Consider the following 24,247-nt stretch of genomic DNA (forward strand, 5'->3'; position numbering starts at 1 on the left):
CGATATGAACACCTACTCAAATCTACCCAATGAGGAGCAGCCTCGTTTTCTTACCCCACCAAAAAGATGTGTCATCCCCGAGCACATCTCCGACCCATGTTGGAGGCCTACGATTAAAGCGATCTTTCGCCTTAGGGTGCTGTACATGTTTTGGGCTTTTGCTGTCTGCTTGCACGAGCACTGGCAAATATCAACTAAGCAGTGAGCGACTCTCTTTTGATTTGCTCGAAGATTTTGAATACAGCCGAAACCGTTCTGGAGATCGGGTGACGGTGCTGCACCGTGGAACCTATCGCTGCACCTATTCGGATGATGCTGGTTACTATTTCGATGCTCCGTCGACCAAGCGTAGTGGGTCTGTATTCAATGGTGCAAGCCGCGGTGGTGTGTACCTGACAAAGGAGGATCCTCTGACCGCTTATCTTTATTTGCAAGATGCTCAAGCGTCACCTCTCTACATTTACGGTGCTGGCATGATGCAAACTGGAGGATCGGGCAATTTCAGGCGCGGCAAGCCTTTGCCGCAGGCGTTTGTGGATCAAATCGAGATCATTTTAGATGAAGAAAATTAGCGTTCTTCGTGTGGCCGCCGTTGTTGGCGCCGCATTGGTATTAAGCGGCTGCGTGAGCGGTCCTGTGGCGGTGCCGACTTCATTTTGGGAGCAGCGCTCGGGTAATCTATTCCTCGCCCTTGGCGACCTCGACATCTTGGGCGACTTCGTCGCGGATGAGTGCCCAATGGAAGAGGTTGTCTGGATTCGCGTCGAAGGAGTTGTGATTGTAGTGCGTCAGACGCATATCCTTGTAGATAGGGCGGGTGATTTCGACCAGGCTGTCCCAATGGGCTAAAGCTTTCGTGAGGTGTTCGATAGCAGCTTGTCTGTGGCCGAGGTCGCCATTCAAACGATAGGTTTGTAACGCAACACCTCCGCGAAGCTTCTCGGCGAGGTGCAGGCCGATGTAGGCCCACGCCTTGATGTCGGCGACTTCGTACATGAGCGAAGCGCTATCGGATGTGTTGATTTGAGAGACGAGCGAGAGCGCTTCTAAGTTGTCGCGTTCGAGAGTGCTAGCGAGAGCGAGGGGGGTGACGCGATCAACGGCGAAGGATCCTCCGTTTATGCGGGTGGCGACGTATTCGGAAATGGATACATAGGCTGGATCCATCGTAGGATGTTCGATCAATTCCTCGATACCGATGTACTTCGTAATCTCACCCTGTAGGGCGAGGAATCCCTCGCTATAGAGAGTAAAGTCCCAGCGGGAGTCATAAAGCGAAGCGAGCCGAAGCTGGGTGGATGATGCGAGGGAGTAGGCGTTGAGAAGGTTGTTTCCAGAGTCGCCGTAGCGTCTATCGAATTCAGCTTGGAAGAGTGAGTCGGGTGTTTCTGGCTCGTAGAGGAGTCTTCCCCAGAGTTTGTAGAAAAGCCATTGGCGTTGGAAAGCATAGGTCCAATCTACGGGTTGGTCCGTGTCTGTGAAGTAGTCGAGGGCTGGTATGTAGGTTTCGGAACCGATGAAGTAGCCTCCGACGTAGCTTGCTTGCCCGTTCAGGGCGATGTGCTCACGGACGAAGCTGGGTACTCCCCACCGGAGGCAAAAAAAGTCCTCGTTGCGAGCCTGCCAGGTGATCTTGTAGTTTTTTGGTAGCGGGTCGAAATAGGTGTCACCCAGCTTGCCGCCATGCACCTTCACAAGCTTGGGCGTTGAGTGTGCGTGCGACCAGTTGAACTTCATCTCTACCCAGATGGGACCATCGAAACGGTCATCCAATCGCTCCATGGCTTCGCGGGTAACTTGCTCGACGTTTTTACTGACGCCGGGGTCGGAGGACGTGCCTGATGAAAAGGGTACGCGATGGATCAGCTTCACCTCGCGGTCCGCGTCGAGCATACCAGCGATCATGACGTCGTCCATCCATCGCTGACGCTCGAGAGGAGTCATGTCGGCCATACCTTCTCCGTGGGAAATTCCAATTCCATCAAGTTCTGGATAAGTATCCAAAATTTGGGTAACGCTCTCTCGCAGGTACCGGCGAAGCAGTTCAGAGGTGTCGCCTGGAACGTAGTAGTGTGGGTAGAAACTTTGCTCCGCGATTCCGTGGGCCTTGGAAAACTCCTCGCTGGTGAAGATGCTCCATTGGACGATGTAGGTGTCGAGGGCGCGTTCTTTGGCCATGCGAAAGATTTCGCGGTAAAGGGTTTCCCATTCGGCTTGTTGCTCCTCGGTCCAAGGGCTGGCCTCTGGGAAATTCTTCGGTTTCACCATGTAGGTGAAGGGATTCATATTCCAGAGGCTGATAACGTTGAAACGGTTTTCGGCCATCATATCGAGAAAGGCCTCCCAATACTTCAGGTCGCGAACAGTGTCGTAATGCTGGTCGAGCGCGGAGCTCGGGCGATATGTTTCCCAGGGCAGGTTGAACTTGATGCCGCGAAACTTGAGTGCAGGCTTCTCATTCGCCTCAGGGATATCGGTCAGCGGCGTGCCGTTGCGAAGCTTTTCGATGAGTGAGTAAGTGCCGTAAATGAGACCGCGGTCGTCGCCAGCGAGAACGGTGACGACTTTGTTTTCCGGTATGACCTGGAATTGCTCCGGACCAAGGCGACTGGTGTTGAGCCCGAGACTGATGAGGCGCTCGTAACCTTGGCGCTCGGCGAGAATTTCGTGATCTAACTCAGTGAGGGCAGTGGCGAGTTTACCGGCGGCGTAAGCAGCCTGTGGGCTTTCGGAATCGTGAAGGATGTAGACCCTTTCGGCTGCCGCGTGGGCGGCGAAACAAAGGCTGAGGATCAACAATAGGTGACGATATCGCATTTTAAGGTGAAAGGGGCGTTTCATTGTGTGTGAGTGCGGCGGAGCTGTCGAATCTCCGACACTCGTTCAATAGAAGAGGGCAGGCGAGCGAATTTCTGTCATTAAAAACTTTGAGGCTCCTGGTCCGTTCGAGGAGGGGATTTGATTGGATGCGTTTTCGCTCTGTGATTGACGGGTGTTCGATGTGGCACTGACGGCCGAAGCGGATTTGTAATCAAGTTTAGAATACGAGCAAGGTTTTGGATTAGTAAGGTACGATTATCATGCTCTGGATTGATCCAATCCAGCTGAGAAAACTTCAAAAAGTATCAATAACATTAAGCGTAGATTCGTAAGCCTTGTTGTATCCCCGTAGGTTGGCGTGGGCTGTTAAGGACGTTAGCAAAGTACTTTCTATGAAGAAGAAAATGAAACGGTCATCACGCGTTAAGCTGCTTTTTTTCGCAGCGGCGTTTCTTTCATTCCTGCTCGCCAACTACCTCTGGTTCACTGGGAATCGTGAACAGGGAATCTTCGTGGGCATTTGGGTGCCGTCGATTTGCTCGGCAGGCGCTCTACTACTAGCAAGGGGGCGTAATGAGTGACAACTATCTATTAATTATCGGAATCTTAGTATGCTTTTTGTGCGTTGGGGGGATACTTATCCATGGAGTGGTCGAGGAAAAAGTAGCGGATGTTGACGACGCTGAAGATGATTCAGATGGAAAGAAAGACTAGAGGGTTGCTTCCAGAGGAGCGAAAGTGTGTCGTACATCCGAAACTCCGCTAGCTTGGTGCCTATTGTCGCGGAGAAATTATTCTACAAGATTACGACTGTAATGAGAGCTTTGACTGTGTTCGTGGGAATTTTTTCTTTTTACCTCTTGGGATGCTCGCAGCGAATGGACACGCAGGTACCGATACGTGCCAGCGAGTTGGAAGCGAGCATGCTCGAACCCGTGGCGGAGGGCCTTACTCAGCCGTGGTCGATGGCCTTTCTTCCGGAGGGTGGCTTATTGGTCACCGAGAAGTCGGGGGAGCTGCTTCTCATCGAGGGTGGGAATCGGAGAGTGATCGGGGGTCTCCCTGATATTGTTTCGATAGGGCAAGGGGGATTGATGGATGTGGTATTGCATCCTGGATACGAAGAAAACGGTTGGATCTATATAAGTTATGTATCGCCTACGGGAGACCAACCGGGCGGTAACACAGCTGTGTTGCGAGGGCGGCTAGAAGAGGAAAGTCTAGTTGACGTTGAAGTCCTTTACAAGGCGGGGCCGAACACAGAAGTCGGCCGTCACTTTGGTTCTCGCTTGGCGTTTGATAGAGGAGGTTACTTGTTCTTTAGCATCGGAGACAGAGGTGCTCGCGATGAAAATCCCCAGGATATCACCAAAGACGGAGGTAAGGTGTATCGGCTTCACGACGACGGACGCGTGCCGGAGAACAACCCGTTCGTAGGTCAAGCTGGATCGAAGGAAGCGATTTATAGTTATGGACACCGCAACCCTCAAGGTATGGCTTTGCATCCGGACACCGGTAAAATCTGGATACATGAACATGGACCAAAGGGCGGAGACGAAATTAACGTCATCGAAGCGGGAAAGAACTACGGTTGGCCACTCGTAACATTTGGAGTTAATTACAGTGGTACTCCGATCACGAATAAGACCGCGTCTCCGCATATGGAGGATCCTCTCTTTCATTGGACTCCCTCCATCGCTCCGAGCGGTATGGCGTTCGTTACTTCAGACAGGTATCCAGATTGGGAGGGCAGCTTGTTGGTGGGCTCCCTAAAGTTCGCGTATCTGGAGCGTCTCGTTCTGCTCGATGGTGAAGTGGTCGAGCGTGAGAAGCTGCTGGATGGAGCGGGACGGATGAGGGATGTTATGCAAGGGCCCGACGGGTATATCTATGTGTCGATAGAGGGAAGAGGTATTTTTCGTATCCTCCCTATGTGACGGCTATCGAGGTAGCCTCCCTTCGTTTCGATTTTATGGAACGTTTCTGATGTAGGATGGGCAGCTTCCAGACACTTCATTCACGTGAGCGTACTGCGAGGAACTAGTTGACTACGGTTCTTGCATATTACTCAGCTCCCGTGACTGTCTGTTGATGGGAAGAGCGGTAACGAGTGAGATGTGTACTAAGTGCGGCGGGTGCTGCAGCAACTTTCCGTTCGTGGAGTTGTCCGAGGGCGATATAGAGCGTCTGAAAGCATTTACGGGTTGGAAGGCGGAAATTTTCTCTGATTCCGACCAAGGCTCTGTTTCGCGTAGGTTCCTTAGATTTCAGGAGGACGGCAGTTGTGTTTTCCTCGAAAAGGATTCTGGAGTTGCCACTTGCAACGTATACGAAGCTCGCCCAGAAATTTGCCGGACTTATCCTTTCACACCCAGCCAAGACAGGGTTTGCGAAGCCACTTGGCGGAGTTCGATCGCCGCTTTAGCGGGGAAGCTGGGAGGCTGATCCAGTCCTCACCGTTTTCGGGTGATGACTTTTACGCCTTCGAACGCCTGTGGATTGTCGCTAAGGCGAAGGCTTTTTCCGCTGGCGGTGGTGACAGTGCGCAGCAGCACTTTTTTCGGACGGACGTAAGGATGGGTTTCGTGGAAATTTTCAGCAGCCATCTCTGGAGTGAAATCGCTAAAGATCGCTGGGCCGTCGTAGGAATCGGGGTGGTTTGAGTCGTCGATCTCTAGGTTTTTGATGACTATTTTCTCAGGTAGGTAGCAGGTGTAGCCGAAGTCGTGCTGGGTGGAGTTGCGTCCGCCAATTAGGCTAGCTCGTATAGGCCATCCGTTTGCGGGCACGAAACGGCAGTCACTAACCACAATAGTGCCTTCCCAGGTACTGCCGTAGTCAGGGCGAAGGTTTATGAGGTGATATCCGTGAACGCTGGAATTCTCGAGGGTCAGGGTTCCCGTACCGATGGCGTTTATTCCCATGTGTCCGAGTGTAGAGTTGCGAATGGTTGCGTTGGCGACTCCCATGTGAGCATCGAAGCGGGAAAGGGTACAGTTGTCGTATAGTAGGTTTTTGGAGAAATTTGAGCTCATCACACCCCAGTAGGTGCGATCGTGGATATCGTTGGTCTGGCTACAATTGATGAAGGATACATTGAGGGAGCGGTTCACGATGATGTCGTAGCTCCCCATTTTGACGGGCTTCCCGGCGGAGCCGATCGTGGCGTAGGTTTTCCGGCCGGTCAGGATCGTGTTCTTTACGGTAACGTATGAGCTATCCCGGATGTTGATAAATCCACCGTAAGGGGCTCCTTGCTCGCCTTCGCCGATGACGCGATGCTCTAGGCCGTCGACTATGACGTTTGAACGTCGAATGGTCAGGTTTCGGTCGTAGTAGTTGTACTTCGACTCGTCCTGATTCGCGATTGTCGTGAATTTTCCACCTATGATTGAGAGATTCTCTTCGTCGATAGGGATGGCGGTACAATCGGTGATCTGCTCGAAGTCCCAGATGATGGGAGCGTTACGATCGAGTTTTCCATTCTTATCGACCACAAAGATGTCTGTTTGGGCCGACCCATTGTTTTGGTTCAGGCCGTATCTTATGTAGCGCTTGGTGTCAGAGTCGGTGACGGTGATCAGGCAGGGTCCGGGAAGGTCAACCCTTATGCGCTTCTGATTTCGCCTGAGAGAAGTGAGGCCTTTGAGTTCGAATGCTTTTAGTTTCGAGCGGACTTCGAAGATGGGAGCGTCTTTATTCTCAACCTCAGTGTCGTCGATAATGAAGGAAGCGTCTCCGAAGTTGGTGTCGGTTTGGACGATTGCTTTTCGTTCTCGGCCTCCGATGTAGTAAGTGGCCCCAGCGTCCGCTTGCACCTTGAGGTTGCTTTGGTTCGCGTACGCATGAGTGGCAGCGATTGCGTTTGAGTCATCGGTCTGTCCGTCGCCGATGGCCCCGAAATCGCTGTAGCGGACGTGACCCGCACTTTGGAACGCAGCTGCGTCTGAGTCGGATACATTTAGGCTCAGGTCTCCGTTCTCTTGCTCCTGGACGTGCGTGTCGACGCTCGAAACAGAAATTGATACGCTGGGTGCGCTATGCGAGTTCATTGTCACAAGGAAGAAAAGTGAGAGAATGAGGATAATGGTCCGTTTCATGGTGAGCAAATAGCGGAATGGTCAGTCTGATGGGGGAGCTTCTGAGTTTACTCTCTCGAGGATTTGATTGAGCGCAAGGTTTCGCCGGCCGCGATCGCTTCTGAGAAGCGTAGGTGTAAGCGCTTTTTGGATATTGGATCGCGATAGGTCGTGGCTGGTGCCTCCAATTGCGGGTTCGACGATGGAGCTCCTTTTCAGAGCCTACGGCGCGCTCGGTCCGAGCCTGCATTCGAAAATCACAAGCCAGCCTGGATAAATGATTCGGATTTAGCTGCTCGTGGGCAGTCGGATCGCCCGTTTTACAGCAGCGGCTGACAAGTGGCCCTGTCAGGTTTGGACCGCTATCCCTTTCGGGCCTTTTCGGTGGCGTTTGAAGAGAGTTCGGTGCTTGGTCACGCGGGAGGAGACGCGGGCTCGCCATAGATTGAAGCTGCGACGCTTCAGGTTTCTACGCATCAAGCAAATGACTTCGGCCTCGGTGAGGCCTGTCTTGTCATTGATGGTTTCGAAGGTCGTCCGGTCGTGCCAGGCCATCCGGATAACCTTGTCGACCGTTTCAGGTCTCCGCTCGATATGCTTAACGGTATCTGGTGCTGAACTCATTCAAGTTTGGCTTGTTGCGATGGCTAGGCAGGCGTGACCTTAGGGAAACGCATTTGGATAGAACTGTATTGCGTGGGCGGGTGTACCGTCCGCTTGCCTGGAGGCATGTTTTCCTTCTTCGCTCAACCTGTTTGCGGGAACGAGTGGATAGCTTCCGATAGCTTCTCGATGTCCTCTTGGCGGTGTGTGGCGTTGATGATGAGGCGGGTGAGGGGGCTTGTTGCCTGAGTTGGGTATTGAAAGCGAGTGATGAGAATGTTTTCAGTTTCTAGATGATCAGCGAGCTTTGGGTTTTTCAGGGAAAAGGCTGGATGGCCTGAGTTGTATTCAAAAAACGGATCTACTTCGATCAATGATTTGAAGAGCTCGATATTTTGCCGAAGGGAGTCAAGGCGTTCTCGGTAAAGATTTTTCGCTTCCAGAAAGGTAGCGATGTTAGCGGGCGAAGCTGGGGAAGCTCCGGTGAACTGGGGAGTGTGTCTGATTTGGGTGATACGTTTCTTTGTCGCTAGTATTGCCCCGACTTGTAGGCCAAACGCTTTGTTAAGGGAGCCGCAGACGATGAGTTCTTTTGCTCCGAGGTTACTCAAGGCTTCAAATGAGCCCTTGCCGTCTTTGCCAACAACGCCGAAGCCGTGGGAGTCGTCTACCACGAGAATTAGCTTTTCTAGGGGAAATGAGTGAAGGATATCGTAGTCAGGATAGTGATTCCCGTGAAAGTCTATGCTGTCGAGCAGGAGGACCGAACTCTCGGATTTTTGCATCCGAGAATTGAGAATTGTAGTTAAATCTTGGATATTCGAGATCTTGCTTTCCCTGCTCTCGACGTGTAGAGCGGGGTGCGTATTAGGTAGATGGAAGAGCTTGCACCCTTCCTCTAGGAGGCTTTGGCAAACCAGTTGTCCCGCGAGATAACCGGAAGACAGGGTTAGAGAGTCCTCGGCTCCGAACCAATCGGCAAGATACTTTTCGGCATCCTCATAAATAGAAATGCGCACGTTAGAGTTTCTCGATGCTCCATAAGAGGTTCCGTAACGTCGGATGTTGGAGATTAGTATTTCTTGGAACGAGCTCTCCGTTTGCACTCCTAGATAAGCAGTGCCCCCAAAATAGAGCCATGGTTGGCTCTTTGTTTCTATGGTCCTTCCAGGGAAGTCTGATGTGTGTGTCGGTTCCACTCGAAGTGAATATGAGGGGCTGAAATTGTAAATCCAGTCCAGATTCCGTGTGGGGTAAAACGCTGCCCCTCTGCAGGTCGCAATAATACTATAAAACCTTAATATAATTTTAAACATGCTTTCGTCGGGTATCCGTAAAAGATGTCGTTAGGCGTGGCCCGACTGCGTGCTTCCGCAATAAAGGAAAACATCACCGAAAACGAACCGATCGTTGACGTTTCTGGAATTTGTTTCCTTGAGAATACAGGGGTGCCTGCGCTCAAAAACGTCCATGTTCCCTCTTGCCGCCAAACCTATGTCGGATAGCAGATCCGCGCGCCGGATTCTAAATAAGTTAGTGAATTGCTATAAACTCATCTCAGATTTAAGGATATCGACAAAGAGCGATGAATCTATTCGATTGGTCATTCGAACTGAGGTCTAAAATCTACGCAAAGCTTGCGTTATAAAATATGCCAACATGAGCCCTAATACCCGCATCTATGCCCTGTTTTTTGCTTTTTCTGCGAGTTTAGCTTCGTTGTTTTTCATTCCGAAGTGGATCGTGGGAGATGAAACGGGTCTCGCGGGAGGTGGAATCGCGGGAGTCGCGGTCTTAGGGATTCTTTTCGTTTCTGCGATACTAGCCCTTACTGTTTTAGTAATTACCATAGTGACGCGGGATAAAACGACGATTCCTGCAAAAGTCTTCGGGACGCTGCCGTTGCTAGTCTCCGTTTGCCTGGGCCTAGTGTTGGTGATTAAGATGTCTCAAGACGTCGCACAAGGCCAGTCATCGTCAGGTGACCCGATACCTGTGACCGCGCCCATCGATTACTAAGTCAGCGTTAGAGAGTGACGGCTCTGCAAGGAGTAAGAGTGGTGACCTTCCTTTATTTTGAAGGGTGGAAAGTTGGTTTGGGGTACGACATTTATTGCAACAAAAGTTGATCGATAACCCTAATCCCCGCTCTACCATCATGATCCGTTTCGCCTTCCTCTTCTCTGTCGTTTTCTTAGTCCACTCGAGCTTGTTCGCGGATGTTATGCCGGTTCCGGTAAGCCTGCGTTCAACTGTTTCCCAGGAGGTAGGAAAGACGACTATCGTAATTGACTACTCGCGTCCCAACGCGAATGGACGCGAGCTATTTGGAGGACTTGTCCCGTACGGTGAGGTCTGGCGGTCGGGCGCAAATCAGTGCACCAAGTTGGAGGCGGATACGGAGGTTCAAATCGGCGGTGTAAATCTGCCGGCAGGGCGATACGGCTTTTTTGCCATTCCTCAAGAGAGTGAATGGACGATCATCGTAAATTCCGATGCGGAGCAGTTCGGTGCCTTTAGCTACGATTCGGAAAAGGATGTGCTACGGTTTTCAGCGGATGCCAAAAGTAGCGAAGAATACGTTGAAACTCTCGAATTTTCATTTGTTGACGTAGCTAACAATGCCGCCGTCCTTGAATTGAGGTGGGGCAATACCGTGGTAGGCTTTCCTGTCTCGGTTACTGAAGAGAATAACCATCGGCAGATGATGAAGGACATTCGGAAGGATGTGATTGAGGCCGGTGATCCTCACTGGGCCAACATGGGTGAAGCGGCACGCTACTATGTGCGTGAAGACAAGGATCTAGAGCAAGCAGCGGTTTGGTACCGGAAGAGTTTGGATCAGAACGCTGACGCTTATTGGCTGTCAGTCGAATTGGCGAATGTCCTCAAAACGCTTGGCAGGGTCGAGGAGGCAAAGGCGACTCTGGAAGCTGCTTTAGTCACGACGAAACAGCTTGGAGACTCTCAAGGGATTGCTTGGGTGGAAGGTCAGATTTCTCAGCTCTGATTGAAGAGAGATCTTTTAGAGTCGTATTGAAGGAGGAGGTTGAGCGCCAACCACACCATCGTGAGCAGCACGCTCCCGTGCCTCTACCTTGCCAGTTCAGTTCTCCGCCAAGCGCGACTGGCCGGATACCCAACGGCCTCCGAATCATTCGCGGATCCGATGCAGTGATTCTTGGTCCAATTAAGGGCGTCGAACTCTGTAGAGAGAGCCGGTATTGCTTTCCTTTTCCTCTGCGGAGATCACGATCGGACTTTCCGGTTGTGGGGACAGGTCCGTCCACTCTTCTCCATCTTCGCTCGCTTGCAACACTCCGAGGAAATCGAGCTTCACCTTGTTATGGGTGTAATATGATACGCCGATGCTTGGAGATTCGAAGATTTCTATCTTCAGCTGCCCGTAGTTATCCTCCAGGAGGTTGTCAGGGAATCTTAGCTGAAGGGCTTCGCCAATCCCTTCGACGATGTATTCGTAGGTATGGTCGTTGCGGTACTCGTTCAAGCTAGGGTTGAAAGCGACCCAGTCTGTCCCGTTCCAGTAGAGCAGGGAACTGGGGACTGGAAGATCATGCTCAACGTCGGAGCAAAACGAAGATTTGACTGGATAAGCGAAAATGAAAGCTGGGTCCATATACGCTTTGCCGTTTTCTGTATCTTCACTCGGGAACCGTACTGTATCCTCTGGAGTGCCGCCGCATACGTTCTGGTCCGCCCATTTGCTCCATGTCCCACTAATAACGATTCGATAGCCTTTCCCAGCCTCTAGAACGGTGCTTCCCTGGGAAGCGCCAACCTTCGCGTCAGCGTAAAATGTTTCGACCTCTGCCATCAGGCCACTGACGAGCGATAATGGAAGCAAGAGCTTCAAGAGTGATTTCATATGTGAAGTTTGTCTCAGTTGGATGATTGCCTTACAGACAAACCAGTAGAGGTTTGGATCCCGTTAGAGTGAATTTAAGAGTTCACATCATGCCAGAGCTATCTGAGGTTCAAGAAAGAACTTCCACTACCTTGAACGGCTTTTTGCGCTATCACTTGTTGCCTTGTAACTGAATTGCGGTGCTAGCGACTGAGGCGTATACCCCGCTTTTTAGAGGATTGAAGAAAGATTTCGACGCGTGAGGAATATTCCTCATTTTCTGCATTTGAGTGTCCGATTTTTAGAAGTCTTTTGTATAGTTAGTTCGGGTCCCGTGCATCGGAAAGCTCGCCGGAGCTGAATCGTTTCCCCTTAGCCTCTGCCATCAATATCTTTGACCTTAGCGACTGCCCCTTGGCAGGTCGCTGTGTCTCTTTTCGTTGACCTCGCTTCCCGCCACTGAGTTAAAACGAGTCCTTGCCCTTGCCAATCTCACTGGCGATTTGGGACAACACCACCCTTTCGAAATTCACCCATGTCCAAACCTAAGTTCCGCTCCCGCCGTGTTTGGTTTTTTAAGCTTACCTTGGTCGTCCTAGCACCTCTCGTTTTCTTCGTCGGGTTGGAGCTGTCTTTGCGGTTGTTTGGATTCGGGCGCGACACGCGATTCTTCGTCCCGGACGAAGAATTAGGAGGAAGTATTTATCGAACGAACCCTCGTTACACCGAGCTCTTCTTTCCCGCTTCCTTCGGACTAAAACCGTTTAATTTTCGCATCGATCGCAAGAAATCCGCCGGCGTGAAACGGGTGTTTCTTGTCGGTGAATCAGCTGCCATGGGAGTGCCTGAACCTGGGTTTGGGATGGCACCACAGCTGGAGGCGATCCTCCGAAACGCATATCCAGATAAGGCAGTCGAGGTGTACAATCTTGGAATTACAGCCATCAATTCCCATGCGATTCTTCCCATTGTCGAGCAAGCTGCCGGGTTTGATCCGGATCTATTCGTTTTCTACATCGGCAACAATGAGGTTGTGGGACCTTTTGGTCCTGGGTCCGCTATCACGGAAGAGTCGCCACCCTTGGCCTTCATGCGAGCGAGCTTGTGGCTTAAAGGCACCCGCACGGGCCAGCTTATAGAACGTCTAATCCGAGTGGTTGCCAGCAGATCGGAAGCGAACCGTGACTGGGGCGGTATGGAGATGTTTACGGAAGAAACAGTTCCCTCCGAGGACCCAAGGCTTGATCGGGTCTACCAAGATTTCGCGGCAAATTTGCGTGACATGCTGGAAGTCGCTGATGTGGCTGGCATTCCGAGCGTCGTATCCACGGTCGCTGTTAACCATCTCGACTGTGCTCCCTTTGCCTCCGTGGGCGAAGTTGACGCAGACGCGCATTTTCAACGTGGTCGCTCACTTTGGCAGGCCGGAGAATGGGAGGCAGCTGAGAAGGCGCTGCGTAATGCTCTAGAATTTGATGCTTTGCGTTTCAGGGCCGATGCAGAGATCAACGATATCGTACGTCGAGCTACGAATGACTTCGAAAGCGCGACTCTCGTAGATGCCGCCGAATCCTTATTCCCCGGTGGGCGCGAATTATTTTTTGAGCACGTTCACCTGACCTTCGAGGGGAACTATGCGATCGCTCGGGAGTTAGCAGTCTCCGCCGGTCCTGTGCTGTATCCGGGATCCGCAGCAGGGCCATTCCTCGCATCCGAAGAAGTCGCCGATAAAATCGGTTTTACCGAAGTGGGCCGCTTAGCCCAATGGCAGGCGATGAACGCACTGGTGAACCGGCCACCCTTTACCGGTCAATCGACTTACACTGAGGATCGAGCCTTCGCATTAAAAAAAATCCAAGCGCTAAGTGCAGGGATCTCGCCAACTGCGTTGGCCGAGGTGAGTGCAATCGTATCCGCCGGTCGCGATTTAAATCCAAAGTCCGCCTTTCTCGCTTTTCACGAGGCGAAAATAGCGATGCAGCTTTCAGATTACGAGAAGGCTCAGGAACTGGTAAGCGAGTATGAGAGGCTAGCACCTCGGGTTGCGGAAGTTAGAGTCTTCCAGGCCTATCTATATGCCCAGACCAACCAACCGAACAAAGCCGAGGAAGTGCTGGTTTCGACTGTCGAATCTGAACCCTTTTACTCGCAGAGTTATCAAGTGCTGGCCTCATTGTGGATCGCTCTTGGCCGTTTGGAGAAAGCGCAATCTATGTTTTCTAATTGGGTCGCTCAAATGCCAGACAACCGAAATGTAAGGCTTCCCTACGCGCAGGTATTGCTGGCTAGTGAAAATGAGCTCGGGGCGGCTGCTCAATGGGAGGCAGTGCTGGAGATCGCACCCGACGACGAACGGGCCTTACTTCCCCTGCTAGAGCACCTTTTTCGTGGTAACCGGTTTGAGGAAGCTCTAGATCGAATGCTAGCGGCTCATTCCTACAATCCTATGAACTTCTCGAACAATGATCGATTAGTTCAAGTGTATCAGCAACGTGGAGACGTTGAAACAACTTTGAAGTTCATGCGTGACCTGTTGGCGAGTGGACCGGTCTCGGCGGAGCTGAGACGCGAATACGAGGAGCTCGTTGATCAGCAAGCAAGGGCTGCGAAATGACCGTGCGCATATTGGGGATATCGGCCTACTACCATGATTCTGCGGCCTCATTGTTGGTCGATGGAAAAATCGTAGCTGCAGCGCAGGAGGAACGCTTCACGCGCAAGAAGCACGATGCGGGTTTCCCGCAGCATGCGGTCGACTATTGTTTGCGTGAAGGAGGAATCACTGCAGGCGAATTGGACCATGTTGCGTTTTATGAGAAGCCGTTTTTGCGCTTTGAACGATTGCTCGAAACGTATCTCGCAGTCGCTCCCGCAGGCTTTCCATCCTTCCTGAAAGCTATGCCCCAGTGGATACATCAGAAGCTGCAGTTACCCAAGGAACTGAATCGAGGATTGGACGGTCTCTACAGAAAGCCTTATGTTTTCACGGAGCACCACGAGTCTCACGCCGCTAGCGCATTCTTTCCTTCCCCCTTTGATGAGGCAGCGATCCTGACTGTCGATGGGGTAGGCGAGTGGGCGACGGCGAGCCTGGGCTACGGAAAGGGCAATAAGATCAAGCTCAATCACGAATTGCGCTTTCCTCACTCGCTCGGCCTGCTGTATTCAGCGTTCACCTACTTCTGCGGCTTCAAGGTCAACTCTGGCGAGTACAAGCTCATGGGCCTCGCACCTTATGGCGAACCTGTCTACGCAAGTGATATTCGCGAGAAGCTGCTCGACCTTCGAGAAGATGGTTCGTTTCGGCTAGATCAAAGCTACTTCAACTACTGTCAGGGTTTGACGATGACTTCGAAGAAGTTCGCTGCTTTGTTTGAGGGTCCTCCTCGTTCGCCCGAATCTGCGATTACCAAACGCGAGCTGGATCTAGCTGCTTCCGTTCAAGTCGTGGTAGAAGAAATCGTGCTTAAAATGGCTCGGCACTTGCACCGGATTTCTGGTTCAAAAAACCTATGTCTCGCGGGTGGAGTCGCCTTGAATTGCGTCGCCAACGGTCGCCTGCTCAGAGAATCCCCGTTCGAAAAGCTGTGGATACAGCCGGCGGCAGGGGATGCTGGTGGAGCGCTCGGGGCTGCATTGTTCACTTGGTACCAGCTCAGGGAGAAGGTTCGTACGCCGAGCAGGCCAGACAGGCAGTACGCCTCTTTGTTGGGACCGCGTATTGATAAGGTAATTACGGAAAACGTTCTGAAAAGTAGGAGCGCCGTTTATCATTTTGTAGAAGAGGAAGAACAGCTCTGCTCCCGAGTGGCTGGATACTTAGCCGGTGGCAGAGTGGTTGGGTGGGTTCAGGGACGGATGGAATTTGGCCCCCGGGCCTTAGGCTCGCGGAGCATCTTGGGGGACCCACGGTCGCCGGATATGCAACGCGTGATGAACTTGAAGATTAAGTATCGAGAGTCCTTCCGCCCTTTTGCTCCCATCGTGAAACGAGAGCGCGCGGCCGAATACTTCGATATGAGCCCCGAGGATGAAAGTCCCTACATGCTGATTGTCGCTCCAGTTAATAAAGAGAAGCGGGTCGGTCTCAGCGACCGTAAAATGGAAGGGCTTGAACGGGTAAAGGAGGTACGCTCAACGATCCCGGCTGTCACTCACGTAGATTATTCTGCACGTATACAGACGGTGGATACTGAGCGTTCGCCACGGCTACATGCTTTGTTGGAAGCGTTTGAGTCCGAGACAGGTTGTCCAGCGCTCATCAATACGAGCTTCAACGTAAGAGGTGAGCCCATAGTGTGTACAGCTGAAGATGCGTTTCGTTGTTTCATGGCAACCGAAATGGATGTGTTAGTAATCGGCGATTACATATTGCTTAAGCCAGAACAGCCCCAGAGTGCCCACGACGAGCGTGCCTCTCACTTAGCCCGCTATGGCGCAGATTAGGCAGCCAGCGTTTCCACTTAATAAACTAGTTTAAACCATACCGTTGTTATGAGCCTCATCCGAGTCGAACGAAACCCGAAATCAAAAGATCTCCGCGTGTTCTCCTTGTTATGGCTGCTGTTCTTTACCGGGGTAGCATTCTTTTCTTATCTCAACGAAAGGGAAGTGATCAGTGTATACTTAATCGGTTTTGCAGTCCTCGTCGGCGGCATTGGCTTAGCTAAGCCTTCATTGGTTCGATACGTGTATTTGGGGTCGGTCTATCTCACCTTTCCTATTGGGTTTGTGATCTCTCATATCGTGCTAGCGATCCTTTACTTTCTTATGCTTTCTCCCATCGGACTGCTCATGCGCGCGTTCGGTCGAGATCCCTTGAATCGCAGCTTCGAGGCCGAGCGTTGCAGTTATTGGGATGCGAAAGGAGAGGAAGCCTCCTCTTCTAAGTACTTTAAGCAGTACTAGCGAACTCCTTAGTGCTGAGGTTCTGTTGTGAATTGTCTTTTGACGGCCATGCTCCAACTATATCCGGATAATGAGTAAACCAGACTCTAAGTTCGTTGAGGCATCGCGAGAGAAACAGAAAAGTATGTTTGCTGAATACTGGGATTTCTTGCGAAACAACAAGAAGTGGTGGCTGACGCCGATCATAGTCGCATTGCTATTAGTCAGCGCTCTAATCGTTCTCGGCGGATCCGGGGCAGCACCGTTCATCTATTCCCTGTTCTAGCGGATTCGAGGCTTTGCCGCCGCAAGGCAGAACTTCGCTTTACTTTGCGGGGAGCTCGAATGTGGGGAGCGGGCTGTCGCCGAGGTGCTCTTTCCCGATCTCAGTGGTGTAGTAGGCTGCAAAGGTTAGCTTTTGGAAACGGAGAAAGAAGGCGACCGCTGATTCGTAAATGGGTTTTGCAGTGCTAGGATCGCTGATGTCGTTGCAGATGGCGAGCTGGTGCTTCCTGCTCAATTTGGTGAAGCCTTTCTTAAAGCGTTTTCGGGATTCTTTGTTGATCCAGCCTAGTCCTTCGAGCATGACGCCTCGGTCTTTTTGCTGAAGGGGGTAGGGAGCGCTGATCCATTCGTCGATGAAGTCTGGGATCTTCAGGTCGCTGGCGCTAGGGCTGTCGTCGTCTCCGGGGATAATAATGTCTGTAAGGGCGGCAACGAGCGGGAGTTGAGTCTTGCTGAAGGTGCGGCTCCAGAGATCGGCCTTTGGGTTGAAGGCTATGGGCTTCTCGGGAAGCGTTCCGCCGTAGAGAAATGGCATTGTGCGTGATGCATCGAGCATCCAGGTGATGGCAGAGCGTCGGCTGGCTCTTGTCGGTGTGTCTTGGTTGCTCATAGGTGTCTGCTGTTTGTTGTGAGACTAGAGATCGTAGAAGTCCACCCGGGAGTTAAAGGTAATTTTCGAGTACGCGACTGGCTCTGCTGTGACTAGAAGGGTCTCGTTGATGATGGTTACGCGAGGCAGTGCCCGTTTCCTCTCGTTCGAATCGAAGCCGGCACGACAAGATGCGCCAGGCGTATCTTATTCGAGGATACAAAAGGAAGCTAATCTCCTTAGTTTCGATCGCAACGAATGCGATAGAGTCGAGGGCTGGCCGCTGACTCAAAGGGCAGGGGATCCGTAAGTGAACTCCATTCGAAGTCATCCTGCAGCTTGGGGAGGGAATTCAAAGGTAGAAGGACCTCATCTTCGTGAGCATTCAGGGTAACCCAGTCGACGCCGTTCTCGGAGTATTGGAGATCATAATATAAATTGGATTCGTCGACTTTTTTTGGGTAGATAACCTGAGAGTGCTTTATCCCATTGCTGCCATCGACCCGGACTATAACGAAAGGTGTTGCTCCGAAGGCGTCTCGATTTAATACGGGCGACGGAGCACGGAGCTTTTGCTTCTCGAACAACTGAAAGTCAGGATTAAATCCAGTCACGGAATTGGCAGAATTTAATAGCGCCAGCATACTGTCATCATCTTTCAAATACGCATTGAAGAAGACAATACTCCAATTGAGGGCGTCATCCCACGATGGACCTTCGGAAACATGAGGATGCCCCGGAAGGATGCCATAGGTTGTGCCCCTCATTTGCTCGATTTCGTCGTAGGCCACGACGTACTCGCTTCCATTGATGCTCATGTAGGGTGCGTCGATTTGCGAAAGGCTTGCGTTATTCGTCCCAAACAAGGGATGCCAGATCTCGTCGATCTGCCTCCAGAAAGATGGCTCACCGCCGACGCCCGCTTTGATTCTTGAATCGGTAATGGACTTAGGATGATTGAACAGGCGGCCTCCCAAGGAGGAGAGCACCGTCATGCCCCCGAAGCTGTGTCCGTATATCCCGATACGGTGCGTGTCGATATGCGGACCGAACGTATCACTTTCGATCAAGGAATCGATAAACTTCTGTACCGCGAGGGGGCGAAGTGAATACAGGTCCTTGCGGCTGCGATCGGTATCTCCATCTCCATGGTTGATGGCTATGGCAATGTACCCGTGGCTGGCGAATGTCTTTGCGATCGTCACGTTGTAGAGAGCATGGGCGGCTAAACCGTGGGAAACGACTATAAGGGGATAGCGAACGTGGAGTCTGTGGAAAATCGGCTCCTCACCAGGTCCCTGCATTCGCTCAAATAGCCCGTCGGACGCATCCTCGTAAGGAAAACGATAATTCAGTCGCTCGTTGTCAGGACGGGTTGGATACGCTATGTAGGCTGAAAATACGATCTGCGTTCCGCTGGAGTCGCCGTACAAGCTAGGGATATTCGGGACGTCGACTTTTAGATTCCAAGCCGATTCGGGGTGTTCTAGAATGTCAGGGAGGAATAGACCGCTGGGATGAGAGCGATTCAGGTATGACCGCATTTCTTCCTTCGACATCGTCGCGTAGGGCGCCGCGATTTCCATATTGGTCATCCCCACGGGAAGTGGACCGCACCCTGGCGGATCGATATTCCTAGCCATTAGAGACCCAGCAGTAAGCAAGAGGACCAGGGTGATGATCCATTTCAATGGAAGAGAAACAACGATTTTTGAGAGCACTCAATCTAGACCTAACCCTCTCGCTCCCTTTACCCTTCAGGATTAGTAAAGAGCGACGCGTTCTATTTGGCGCCCGACGAGGCGACCGACGAAAAAGAGCGAACCGCGTTATCGCGATTCGCTCGATCTGGATTGTTCTAGTAATCAGTTACTTGCTAATTTCTAAAATTGTTTCCTGTACTGCATTGTCGAATACGGATTCAACACGCTCCGCAGCGTCTCTCTGGCTTTTTAATATATCCACGCACATGCCTCGAGTCGAACCGTCGTTGGCTTTCCGAGCGGTGCGAAGCAGTAGCTCGTATCCTGCGATCTTTAGATGATACATCGCGTAAACGAATGGCAGGTATTTAGCTGGCGAATCTTTTTGGATTTGGAAGAACAACCCCCAATTCAAAGCTCCCAGGTTCATCGCCGCGTCCTTTAAGGACGACGGTTCAGTTCCTAGTGCCTGGAGCCGTTCTTGCAGAGCGGTCTTAGTGTTACGTACATCGCTTCGTAAGCTTTCGAACAGTCCGCAGATGGAAGGGTCGTCCGATATATCCATACCCTTTTCGAGAAGCTTTTCGCATTCCTGCTCCAGAGCGTGGGCCTCTGTTAAGTGTTTAACAACTTCATCCTGCAGTTTTTCATCGTCTGTATCGCGGTGTGACGCTTCGGTAGCACCATCGAAGCGACTCTCCAGCCGCTTCATCATAGCGCTTTCTTCCTCTTGGATTTTCTTCGCGAGTGCTGCCGTTTTTGAATCGCCGTCACGGGTTGCTAGTTGCCCTAGTACAGCGTAGCCGCCGTACTCTAGTGCTTCGAAGGCGAAGCTATGTGCAAGGATTCGACCCGGCGTTTCTGGCAACGATTGGGCGAAGAGTAGGAAGCCTTTGCCCCCGAGTTTCATAACCCCTTTCTTTAGGGTGGATACTGAACCATCCAACTCCTCCAAGCGATTCTCCACAAGCTCGGCTTGGCGTTCCGACTCGCTCTTGTGCGCAAGGAGGTCTGCCTTGAACCCCGCGTCTTCCGCTATATCTGGAGATCCGTTTAGTTGAGAAAGGCCTTGGAGTTCGAGAGTGTAAAGATCGCTCAAGTAGTCTTTCAATTCGTCATGCGTTGTGTCTGCCATAATTATTTTCTCGATGAGTTTTCTCGATGAACCTCTATCTGGTTCGTTTCTTTGCAGCTCCATTCGCACTGGCTGCGCCAGATCTCCGACGCCCTGGACAATGATGTGTAAACTTCTGTTTTACTGCTCGAATTGACCGATTGAATCAATCCATTCGCATGATATCCGAGACCCTCACGTTGCGGTGTTCACCTCGAACGATGCGTTTTTCAACGATCTCGTTTTTCGATCCGTCGAGTAATTTCCGCCTGATGGGTGTCGGCTAATAGACGCGACCAAAGACTCCGTCGTTTAATAGCTATCATCAAGGACCGCCAATGGTCGTAGTGCGCAACAAAGTGTCGAACGGAATCAGCGTTGTTAAATGTGGGGTATGATTTACGTCTCTGAGTCGGACTATGGCGTCCTCACACTTTTCGGCCGCAACTACTCATTTGTAGTTGGTTGTTCGTACTCCCAGGCTTCGAGGAAAATTTGGGTCGATGGAAGTAAGGGCTCTTGGGTCAAGGAGTCGGTCGGAGCGGTTCCGCCGTCGAATGGATCGTCGCTCGTCCAGTTAAAGAGATCGGCGCTTTTCAGCAACCGGTACCCCCGGTCTTTGAAGACCTCAAATTGGGCAGCTGGATAGCCCTCCGACGTGATCGCAGCAAGTGCCACACTGCGAGAAGCCTTGAGGATTTTCCAACTCTTAAGCGCTCCGTCGTTTTGGGAGAATAGGAAACCTCTCGAATCGGGTAGAAAGGCGAGAAACTCGGCCCCGTGGTTGAAGTGCCCACTTTTTCTGATCGAGGCAAACGAGGTGGAAGCGGCTCTTTCACCTGACTGCAAATCGATGAGGTGAACTTGGCTATCGGGTTCGATCACTATCGCGTGAGATTGGCTCGGATTGACTGCAAGGGCCTGTACACCTTCATCGGTTGCTTCCGCGATAACGGTTGTTTCACCTGTGGTAAGATCCAGACTTATTACGCTAGAGCCGCTCGTCAGGATCGCTTGGCTTCCATCCGCGGAAAGGGCGAAACCGTTAAAGGATTGGAAGCTGGGGCTCATTGACTTTAGGGTTCCATCGGAAAGCTGGTAGGTTATAAGTTTTGAACTCTCATTAGGGTCTCTAATGCCAAAGGAGACAACGGCCTCGTTGGCTGAGAATGTGGTCTGCCAAAGATTTTGCGCGTCGATATCGATCTCGAATACTAGTTCTGAATTGGACGTGTCGAAAACTTCGAAATCGTAATGGAAGACTGAGCTAAATGGGTCGAATGATCGGATTGCTATGTAGCGTCCTGAGGCGGAAAGAACGGCGTCAATGGTCCCTTCAGAGGCGCCCGTGCTCGGACGGGTCCATACAACCTCCTGCGTTTCGTAGTTGGCGATTTTAAACGCATTGCTCGCTTGGTAAGCAATTAGTGGAGTGTCGGATGCTAATGCGTGGATACTATCGCTCGCAGGCAGTCGCAAAACATTTTCGTCGATAAGCTCTAGGGAGCTCGCGTCGTAGCGCCGGACGCGCCCTCGGGCGAAGAGCACGGAGAGTTGGTTCTTTGCCTCGGAAACTACCATGCGTTGCACCCTTTCTTGGGTGATTACTTCAAATTCATTGGGTGACGTGAGTGACATCGAACTGATATTGCCTGATACGCCAGCAGCGATGAGTCGCTTGCTATCAGTGTCGATACGAAAGCTCGAAAAGCCATCTAGTTCGGTCTCTATAGTTGTGGTAGAGTTGGTGGAAGTATCAAATATGTGAATACTCCCTGCCAAATCGTTTAAGGCAAAGAAGCGGCCATCGGCTGAGGTTGCCGAAAGTGAAAAGTTCGAAAGTTCGGCTGGTAATTGCAAGGCGAGCGAGGTCTCGGAATTTTTCAAATCGACGTGACGCAGCGCGTGGCTGTTAGCGTCGTAGTAGACGATTTGATCCGGTTTGCCCGTGAACATCGGGCTTGCCAGCGAACCTCCGCTGATTGAGTGGACCGTGGATGCGTTCTCTAGTTCTATGACATGCCATTCGTTGCTGTCCTTGATAATCGCGAAACGGGAATCAGCACTCATTTCCGTGAGTAGGTTGGTGTGGAAGTCATGGATTGAGTTCCTCCTAATATCGATGAGAGTACGTCTGCTCGGCGTGCTTCGCTGCAGGACAGCGTAGAGCCCGTCGTTCGAATATGCCTGTATAAGGATTTGACTATCCGATAGTTCGGCCGCGAGATCGACGCTGGCTGAGAGAGCTCCATCCATCGGATCATAGAGCTCGAGGTAGCGGCCGTTGGGATAGGTTGGGTCTGCTCGGAGGACATTGAGGCGAGTGCGGTCTCCTGAAAGTTCGGCACGACTGCCGGTGGGTAGGAGTTTATTCCAGCTAATCTGGCCGCTTCTCGGATCGAGGGCCTGCAATGAAAGACCGGTCCCATTGGAGATAAATGCGACGACGCGGTGGCCTTGGCTGGCTATTACGAGCTGATAGGGCGAGCCACCGAGGCTGAGATCCGCCAAGGCCATACCGGAGCTCGCTTCGATGGTTCGCCATTCGGCCACGGAATCGGATACGATGGCGATGTCCTCGGCCGGATCGAAATTGAATATTCGGAGTGCGGATCGTTCCTGAATGTCTCGCATGACGCGTCTTCCGTCCTGAAGATCGATATACGTGAAAAATCTAGGGGAGGAGGCTTTGGCTGGAATTTCGAGAATTGAGCCTTCGAGTAGCCGATACGATGTGGAGTCAAAGCCTTCCCCTATGACTGTATGGGTTCGCGCTAAGATTGTATCCTCCAATGGTTGCACTGGACGTCCACAAATGGAGGCGACAAGGAACGCGAAGGAGAGTTGGAACGCGAGGAATGTTTGGCGCCGGGGCATTAGGTACCTCTGTAAAACGTGGGTTCCATTGTAAAGGCTGTCGATTAGTGAAATTGAGATTTAGGTGATATCCCTATTTTCACTCGTCGCCCAATGTCGCGATGCCTAGGAAGAGACTTCGATAGAAGAGGCCGAGATGCGTGACGTTGCCACTATCTTATAGCCTATGTGTCCGCCGGCCGATTCGACTTTACGTAGTAATCTATCCTTCGCCGTACCGTTTCATCGAAACCTATTTCCCTTAGCGAGTGCAGACGCTCGCTTAAAGTTGTATCCGTTTCTTAATTTCTTCAAAGAAACGCTCGGGTTTCCGGCAGATGAGCTTGCGAGTGACTCGTTCACTCGCTCCCCAGATAGTGTGTTAAGGTGTGTCGTGGCGATGCCCGGGAGGGTGGTGGCATCGATAGACTCGCGGGCGCTGATGGTTGCGAGGACTTTAGGGACGTACATGCGTGTCTCGGTGGGCAGGTGGGCGGCAACTTCGTCGAAAGTCTCAACGTTGGCTGCTTCGAGGGCGCGTCCGACTCGTCCTTCGCCAGCGTTGTATGCTGCGAGGGCGAGAGGCCAAGAGTTGAACTGCTTGTAGAGGATCGAAAGGTACGACGCGGCGGCTTCGGCACTCTTTCTTGGGTCGGCTCGTTCGTCGGGCGAACCTATCTTCAGGCCGAAGCGTTTGGCGGTCGCGGGCATGAACTGGAAGGGGCCGTACGCCCCGACGGGGCTGCGGGCTTGCAGGTTGAGCGAGGATTCGACTTCCGAAAGCCAAGCCAGCTCCGGAGGCAAACCCTTGTTTTGAAATGCTTTTTTGAATACGGGCATGTAGCGCTTGGCCTTCTCCGGCATCGGCCGCGTGGCGAGCGTGTTCATCCAGTAGGCTTGAGTGTACTGAGGCTCGAGGGGAGGCGGGGCTGGCCGCTCGGGAGCGGCGGGAGCGGGGGGCTGTGATACGATGGCTTCGGCTGCTTCCAGGTAGTCGATACGTGGCTCAAGCCAGTCCGCCAGCGAGTCCCCACCCTGGAACTGTCGCAAGGCGGACAGGGCGATGCGGGCTTGGGGTGCGTATGCGGCGAGGCGCTGGACATTTCCGTCGACTAGGTCGGATTCGAAGTCGGCGAGGAAAGTCTCGATCTCGTCCATGGTGGGAAGCCGGTACTGATCCTGGAGTTCAGGTGGTGCGTGCTCTTCCCAGAGTTCCTGCCCGATGCGGAGGAGGTCGTCGATGGTTTCGTCCGACTGGGCGTGGGTGCTTGTTGGAGAGGCGACAAGGAGGATTAGGTAAGCGAAAAAAGGGATCGGAAGGATGTGTTCGGAAACTCGAATCTTAGCGGTGCGGGGATGTGGCATAAGTGTAGAAATAATTTTTTGGATCTCGTGGATCAGATGCATGTCGCCTGGTTGCAAAAGGCCTCGGAAGCGTGCTCGAGA

At 52.0% G+C, this 24,247-nt stretch carries 20 protein-coding genes; 10 read left to right on the forward strand and 10 right to left on the reverse strand.

The window, feature by feature from the left end:
• The first annotated feature begins 221 nt into the window (after positions 1-221).
• On the forward strand, positions 222-572 hold the full coding sequence (locus QEH53_RS09340) for a hypothetical protein (RefSeq protein WP_309022910.1): 351 nt from the start codon (positions 222-224) through the stop codon (positions 570-572).
• A gap of 106 nt (positions 573-678) precedes the next feature.
• On the opposite strand, the gene QEH53_RS09345 is transcribed toward QEH53_RS09340, so the two are convergent.
• A complete protein-coding gene (locus tag QEH53_RS09345) occupies positions 679-2,841 on the reverse strand; it encodes a hypothetical protein (protein WP_309022911.1) in 2,163 nt (720 codons plus the stop codon).
• 383 nt (positions 2,842-3,224) lie between these two features.
• Between QEH53_RS09345 and QEH53_RS09350 the strand changes: the two genes are divergently transcribed.
• From QEH53_RS09350 to QEH53_RS24435, 3 genes are all read left to right on the forward strand, one after another.
• On the forward strand, positions 3,225-3,401 hold the full coding sequence (locus QEH53_RS09350; protein ID WP_309022912.1) for a hypothetical protein: 177 nt from the start codon (positions 3,225-3,227) through the stop codon (positions 3,399-3,401).
• 297 nt (positions 3,402-3,698) lie between these two features.
• Positions 3,699-4,757: a PQQ-dependent sugar dehydrogenase gene (locus QEH53_RS09355; RefSeq protein WP_309022913.1), complete on the forward strand. Its 1,059-nt coding sequence runs from the start codon at positions 3,699-3,701 to the stop codon at positions 4,755-4,757.
• Between the two features lie 178 nt (positions 4,758-4,935).
• The gene (locus QEH53_RS24435) at positions 4,936-5,265 is read left to right on the forward strand and encodes a YkgJ family cysteine cluster protein (protein WP_369426433.1); all 330 of its coding nucleotides are present in this window, start codon (positions 4,936-4,938) and stop codon (positions 5,263-5,265) included.
• An 8-nt stretch (positions 5,266-5,273) separates the two neighbouring features.
• Here the strand turns inward: QEH53_RS24435 and QEH53_RS09360 are convergent, their stop codons facing one another.
• The 3 genes from QEH53_RS09360 to QEH53_RS09370 form a co-directional block, all read right to left on the reverse strand.
• Complete coding sequence (locus QEH53_RS09360) at positions 5,274-6,920, reverse strand: hypothetical protein (RefSeq protein ID WP_309022914.1); 1,647 nt, start codon at positions 6,918-6,920, stop codon at positions 5,274-5,276.
• 327 nt (positions 6,921-7,247) lie between these two features.
• Positions 7,248-7,523, reverse strand: a complete 276-nt coding sequence (locus QEH53_RS09365) for a TIGR03643 family protein (protein ID WP_309022915.1) — start codon at positions 7,521-7,523, stop codon at positions 7,248-7,250.
• A gap of 122 nt (positions 7,524-7,645) precedes the next feature.
• Positions 7,646-8,521, reverse strand: coding sequence for an aminotransferase class I/II-fold pyridoxal phosphate-dependent enzyme (locus QEH53_RS09370; protein WP_309022916.1), 876 nt, complete (start codon positions 8,519-8,521; stop codon positions 7,646-7,648).
• A 640-nt stretch (positions 8,522-9,161) separates the two neighbouring features.
• Here QEH53_RS09370 and QEH53_RS09375 point away from each other — a divergent pair.
• Positions 9,162-9,521 carry a hypothetical protein gene (locus QEH53_RS09375; RefSeq protein ID WP_309022917.1) on the forward strand — a complete coding sequence of 120 codons (360 nt, stop codon included), beginning with the start codon at positions 9,162-9,164 and terminating at the stop codon, positions 9,519-9,521.
• Between the two features lie 139 nt (positions 9,522-9,660).
• The gene (locus tag QEH53_RS09380; protein ID WP_309022918.1) at positions 9,661-10,512 is read left to right on the forward strand and encodes a DUF2911 domain-containing protein; all 852 of its coding nucleotides are present in this window, start codon (positions 9,661-9,663) and stop codon (positions 10,510-10,512) included.
• Positions 10,513-10,692: 180 nt separating this feature from the next.
• On the opposite strand, the gene QEH53_RS09385 is transcribed toward QEH53_RS09380, so the two are convergent.
• Positions 10,693-11,388 (reverse strand): hypothetical protein, encoded by a 696-nt coding sequence (locus tag QEH53_RS09385; RefSeq protein ID WP_309022919.1) that lies wholly within the window; start codon positions 11,386-11,388, stop codon positions 10,693-10,695.
• Positions 11,389-11,902: 514 nt separating this feature from the next.
• On the opposite strand from QEH53_RS09385, the gene QEH53_RS09390 reads away from it, so the two are divergent.
• The 4 genes from QEH53_RS09390 (at position 11,903) to QEH53_RS09405 (ending at position 16,540) form a co-directional block, all read left to right on the forward strand.
• Positions 11,903-13,981, forward strand: a complete 2,079-nt coding sequence (locus QEH53_RS09390) for a tetratricopeptide repeat protein (RefSeq protein ID WP_309022920.1) — start codon at positions 11,903-11,905, stop codon at positions 13,979-13,981.
• Positions 13,978-15,813 (forward strand): carbamoyltransferase, encoded by a 1,836-nt coding sequence (locus QEH53_RS09395; RefSeq protein ID WP_309022921.1) that lies wholly within the window; start codon positions 13,978-13,980, stop codon positions 15,811-15,813. The genes QEH53_RS09390 and QEH53_RS09395 overlap by 4 nt, the downstream gene beginning before the upstream one ends.
• A 48-nt stretch (positions 15,814-15,861) precedes the next feature.
• Positions 15,862-16,275: an SxtJ family membrane protein gene (locus tag QEH53_RS09400; RefSeq protein WP_309022922.1), complete on the forward strand. Its 414-nt coding sequence runs from the start codon at positions 15,862-15,864 to the stop codon at positions 16,273-16,275.
• Between the two features lie 70 nt (positions 16,276-16,345).
• Positions 16,346-16,540, forward strand: coding sequence for a DUF5989 family protein (locus QEH53_RS09405; protein ID WP_309022923.1), 195 nt, complete (start codon positions 16,346-16,348; stop codon positions 16,538-16,540).
• A gap of 39 nt (positions 16,541-16,579) precedes the next feature.
• On the opposite strand, the gene QEH53_RS09410 is transcribed toward QEH53_RS09405, so the two are convergent.
• The 5 genes from QEH53_RS09410 to QEH53_RS09430 all read right to left on the reverse strand — a co-directional run bounded on the left by QEH53_RS09410 (position 16,580) and on the right by QEH53_RS09430 (position 24,166).
• A complete protein-coding gene (locus tag QEH53_RS09410) occupies positions 16,580-17,149 on the reverse strand; it encodes a gluconate 2-dehydrogenase subunit 3 family protein (RefSeq protein ID WP_309022924.1) in 570 nt (189 codons plus the stop codon).
• Between the two features lie 218 nt (positions 17,150-17,367).
• Positions 17,368-18,771 carry a hypothetical protein gene (locus QEH53_RS09415; RefSeq protein WP_309022925.1) on the reverse strand — a complete coding sequence of 468 codons (1,404 nt, stop codon included), beginning with the start codon at positions 18,769-18,771 and terminating at the stop codon, positions 17,368-17,370.
• Between the two features lie 226 nt (positions 18,772-18,997).
• Positions 18,998-19,966 carry a DUF892 family protein gene (locus QEH53_RS09420; protein WP_309022926.1) on the reverse strand — a complete coding sequence of 323 codons (969 nt, stop codon included), beginning with the start codon at positions 19,964-19,966 and terminating at the stop codon, positions 18,998-19,000.
• A 426-nt stretch (positions 19,967-20,392) separates the two neighbouring features.
• The gene (locus tag QEH53_RS09425) at positions 20,393-22,822 is read right to left on the reverse strand and encodes a WD40 repeat domain-containing protein (RefSeq protein ID WP_309022927.1); all 2,430 of its coding nucleotides are present in this window, start codon (positions 22,820-22,822) and stop codon (positions 20,393-20,395) included.
• 222 nt (positions 22,823-23,044) lie between these two features.
• Positions 23,045-24,166: a lytic transglycosylase domain-containing protein gene (locus QEH53_RS09430; protein ID WP_309022928.1), complete on the reverse strand. Its 1,122-nt coding sequence runs from the start codon at positions 24,164-24,166 to the stop codon at positions 23,045-23,047.
• Positions 24,167-24,247: the final 81 nt, after the last annotated feature.

The sequence above is a fragment of the Pelagicoccus sp. SDUM812002 genome (genome assembly GCF_031127835.1).
Taxonomy (GTDB): domain Bacteria; phylum Verrucomicrobiota; class Verrucomicrobiia; order Opitutales; family Opitutaceae; genus Pelagicoccus.

Coding starts and splice junctions, on each gene's coding strand:
- QEH53_RS09375 (WP_309022917.1), top strand. CDS start 9,162: ATGAGCCCTAATACCCGCATCTATGCCCTGTTTTTTGCTTTTTCTGCG.
- QEH53_RS09380 (WP_309022918.1), top strand. CDS start 9,661: ATGATCCGTTTCGCCTTCCTCTTCTCTGTCGTTTTCTTAGTCCACTCG.
- QEH53_RS09405 (WP_309022923.1), top strand. CDS start 16,346: ATGAGTAAACCAGACTCTAAGTTCGTTGAGGCATCGCGAGAGAAACAG.
- QEH53_RS09410 (WP_309022924.1), bottom strand. CDS start 17,149: ATGAGCAACCAAGACACACCGACAAGAGCCAGCCGACGCTCTGCCATC.
- QEH53_RS09420 (WP_309022926.1), bottom strand. CDS start 19,966: ATGGCAGACACAACGCATGACGAATTGAAAGACTACTTGAGCGATCTT.
- QEH53_RS09345 (WP_309022911.1), bottom strand. CDS start 2,841: ATGAAACGCCCCTTTCACCTTAAAATGCGATATCGTCACCTATTGTTG.
- QEH53_RS09425 (WP_309022927.1), bottom strand. CDS start 22,822: ATGCCCCGGCGCCAAACATTCCTCGCGTTCCAACTCTCCTTCGCGTTC.
- QEH53_RS09360 (WP_309022914.1), bottom strand. CDS start 6,920: ATGAAACGGACCATTATCCTCATTCTCTCACTTTTCTTCCTTGTGACA.
- QEH53_RS09390 (WP_309022920.1), top strand. CDS start 11,903: ATGTCCAAACCTAAGTTCCGCTCCCGCCGTGTTTGGTTTTTTAAGCTT.
- QEH53_RS09400 (WP_309022922.1), top strand. CDS start 15,862: ATGAGCCTCATCCGAGTCGAACGAAACCCGAAATCAAAAGATCTCCGC.
- QEH53_RS09395 (WP_309022921.1), top strand. CDS start 13,978: ATGACCGTGCGCATATTGGGGATATCGGCCTACTACCATGATTCTGCG.
- QEH53_RS09365 (WP_309022915.1), bottom strand. CDS start 7,523: ATGAGTTCAGCACCAGATACCGTTAAGCATATCGAGCGGAGACCTGAA.
- QEH53_RS09385 (WP_309022919.1), bottom strand. CDS start 11,388: ATGAAATCACTCTTGAAGCTCTTGCTTCCATTATCGCTCGTCAGTGGC.
- QEH53_RS09350 (WP_309022912.1), top strand. CDS start 3,225: ATGAAACGGTCATCACGCGTTAAGCTGCTTTTTTTCGCAGCGGCGTTT.
- QEH53_RS24435 (WP_369426433.1), top strand. CDS start 4,936: ATGTGTACTAAGTGCGGCGGGTGCTGCAGCAACTTTCCGTTCGTGGAG.
- QEH53_RS09430 (WP_309022928.1), bottom strand. CDS start 24,166: ATGCCACATCCCCGCACCGCTAAGATTCGAGTTTCCGAACACATCCTT.
- QEH53_RS09415 (WP_309022925.1), bottom strand. CDS start 18,771: ATGGCTAGGAATATCGATCCGCCAGGGTGCGGTCCACTTCCCGTGGGG.
- QEH53_RS09355 (WP_309022913.1), top strand. CDS start 3,699: ATGGACACGCAGGTACCGATACGTGCCAGCGAGTTGGAAGCGAGCATG.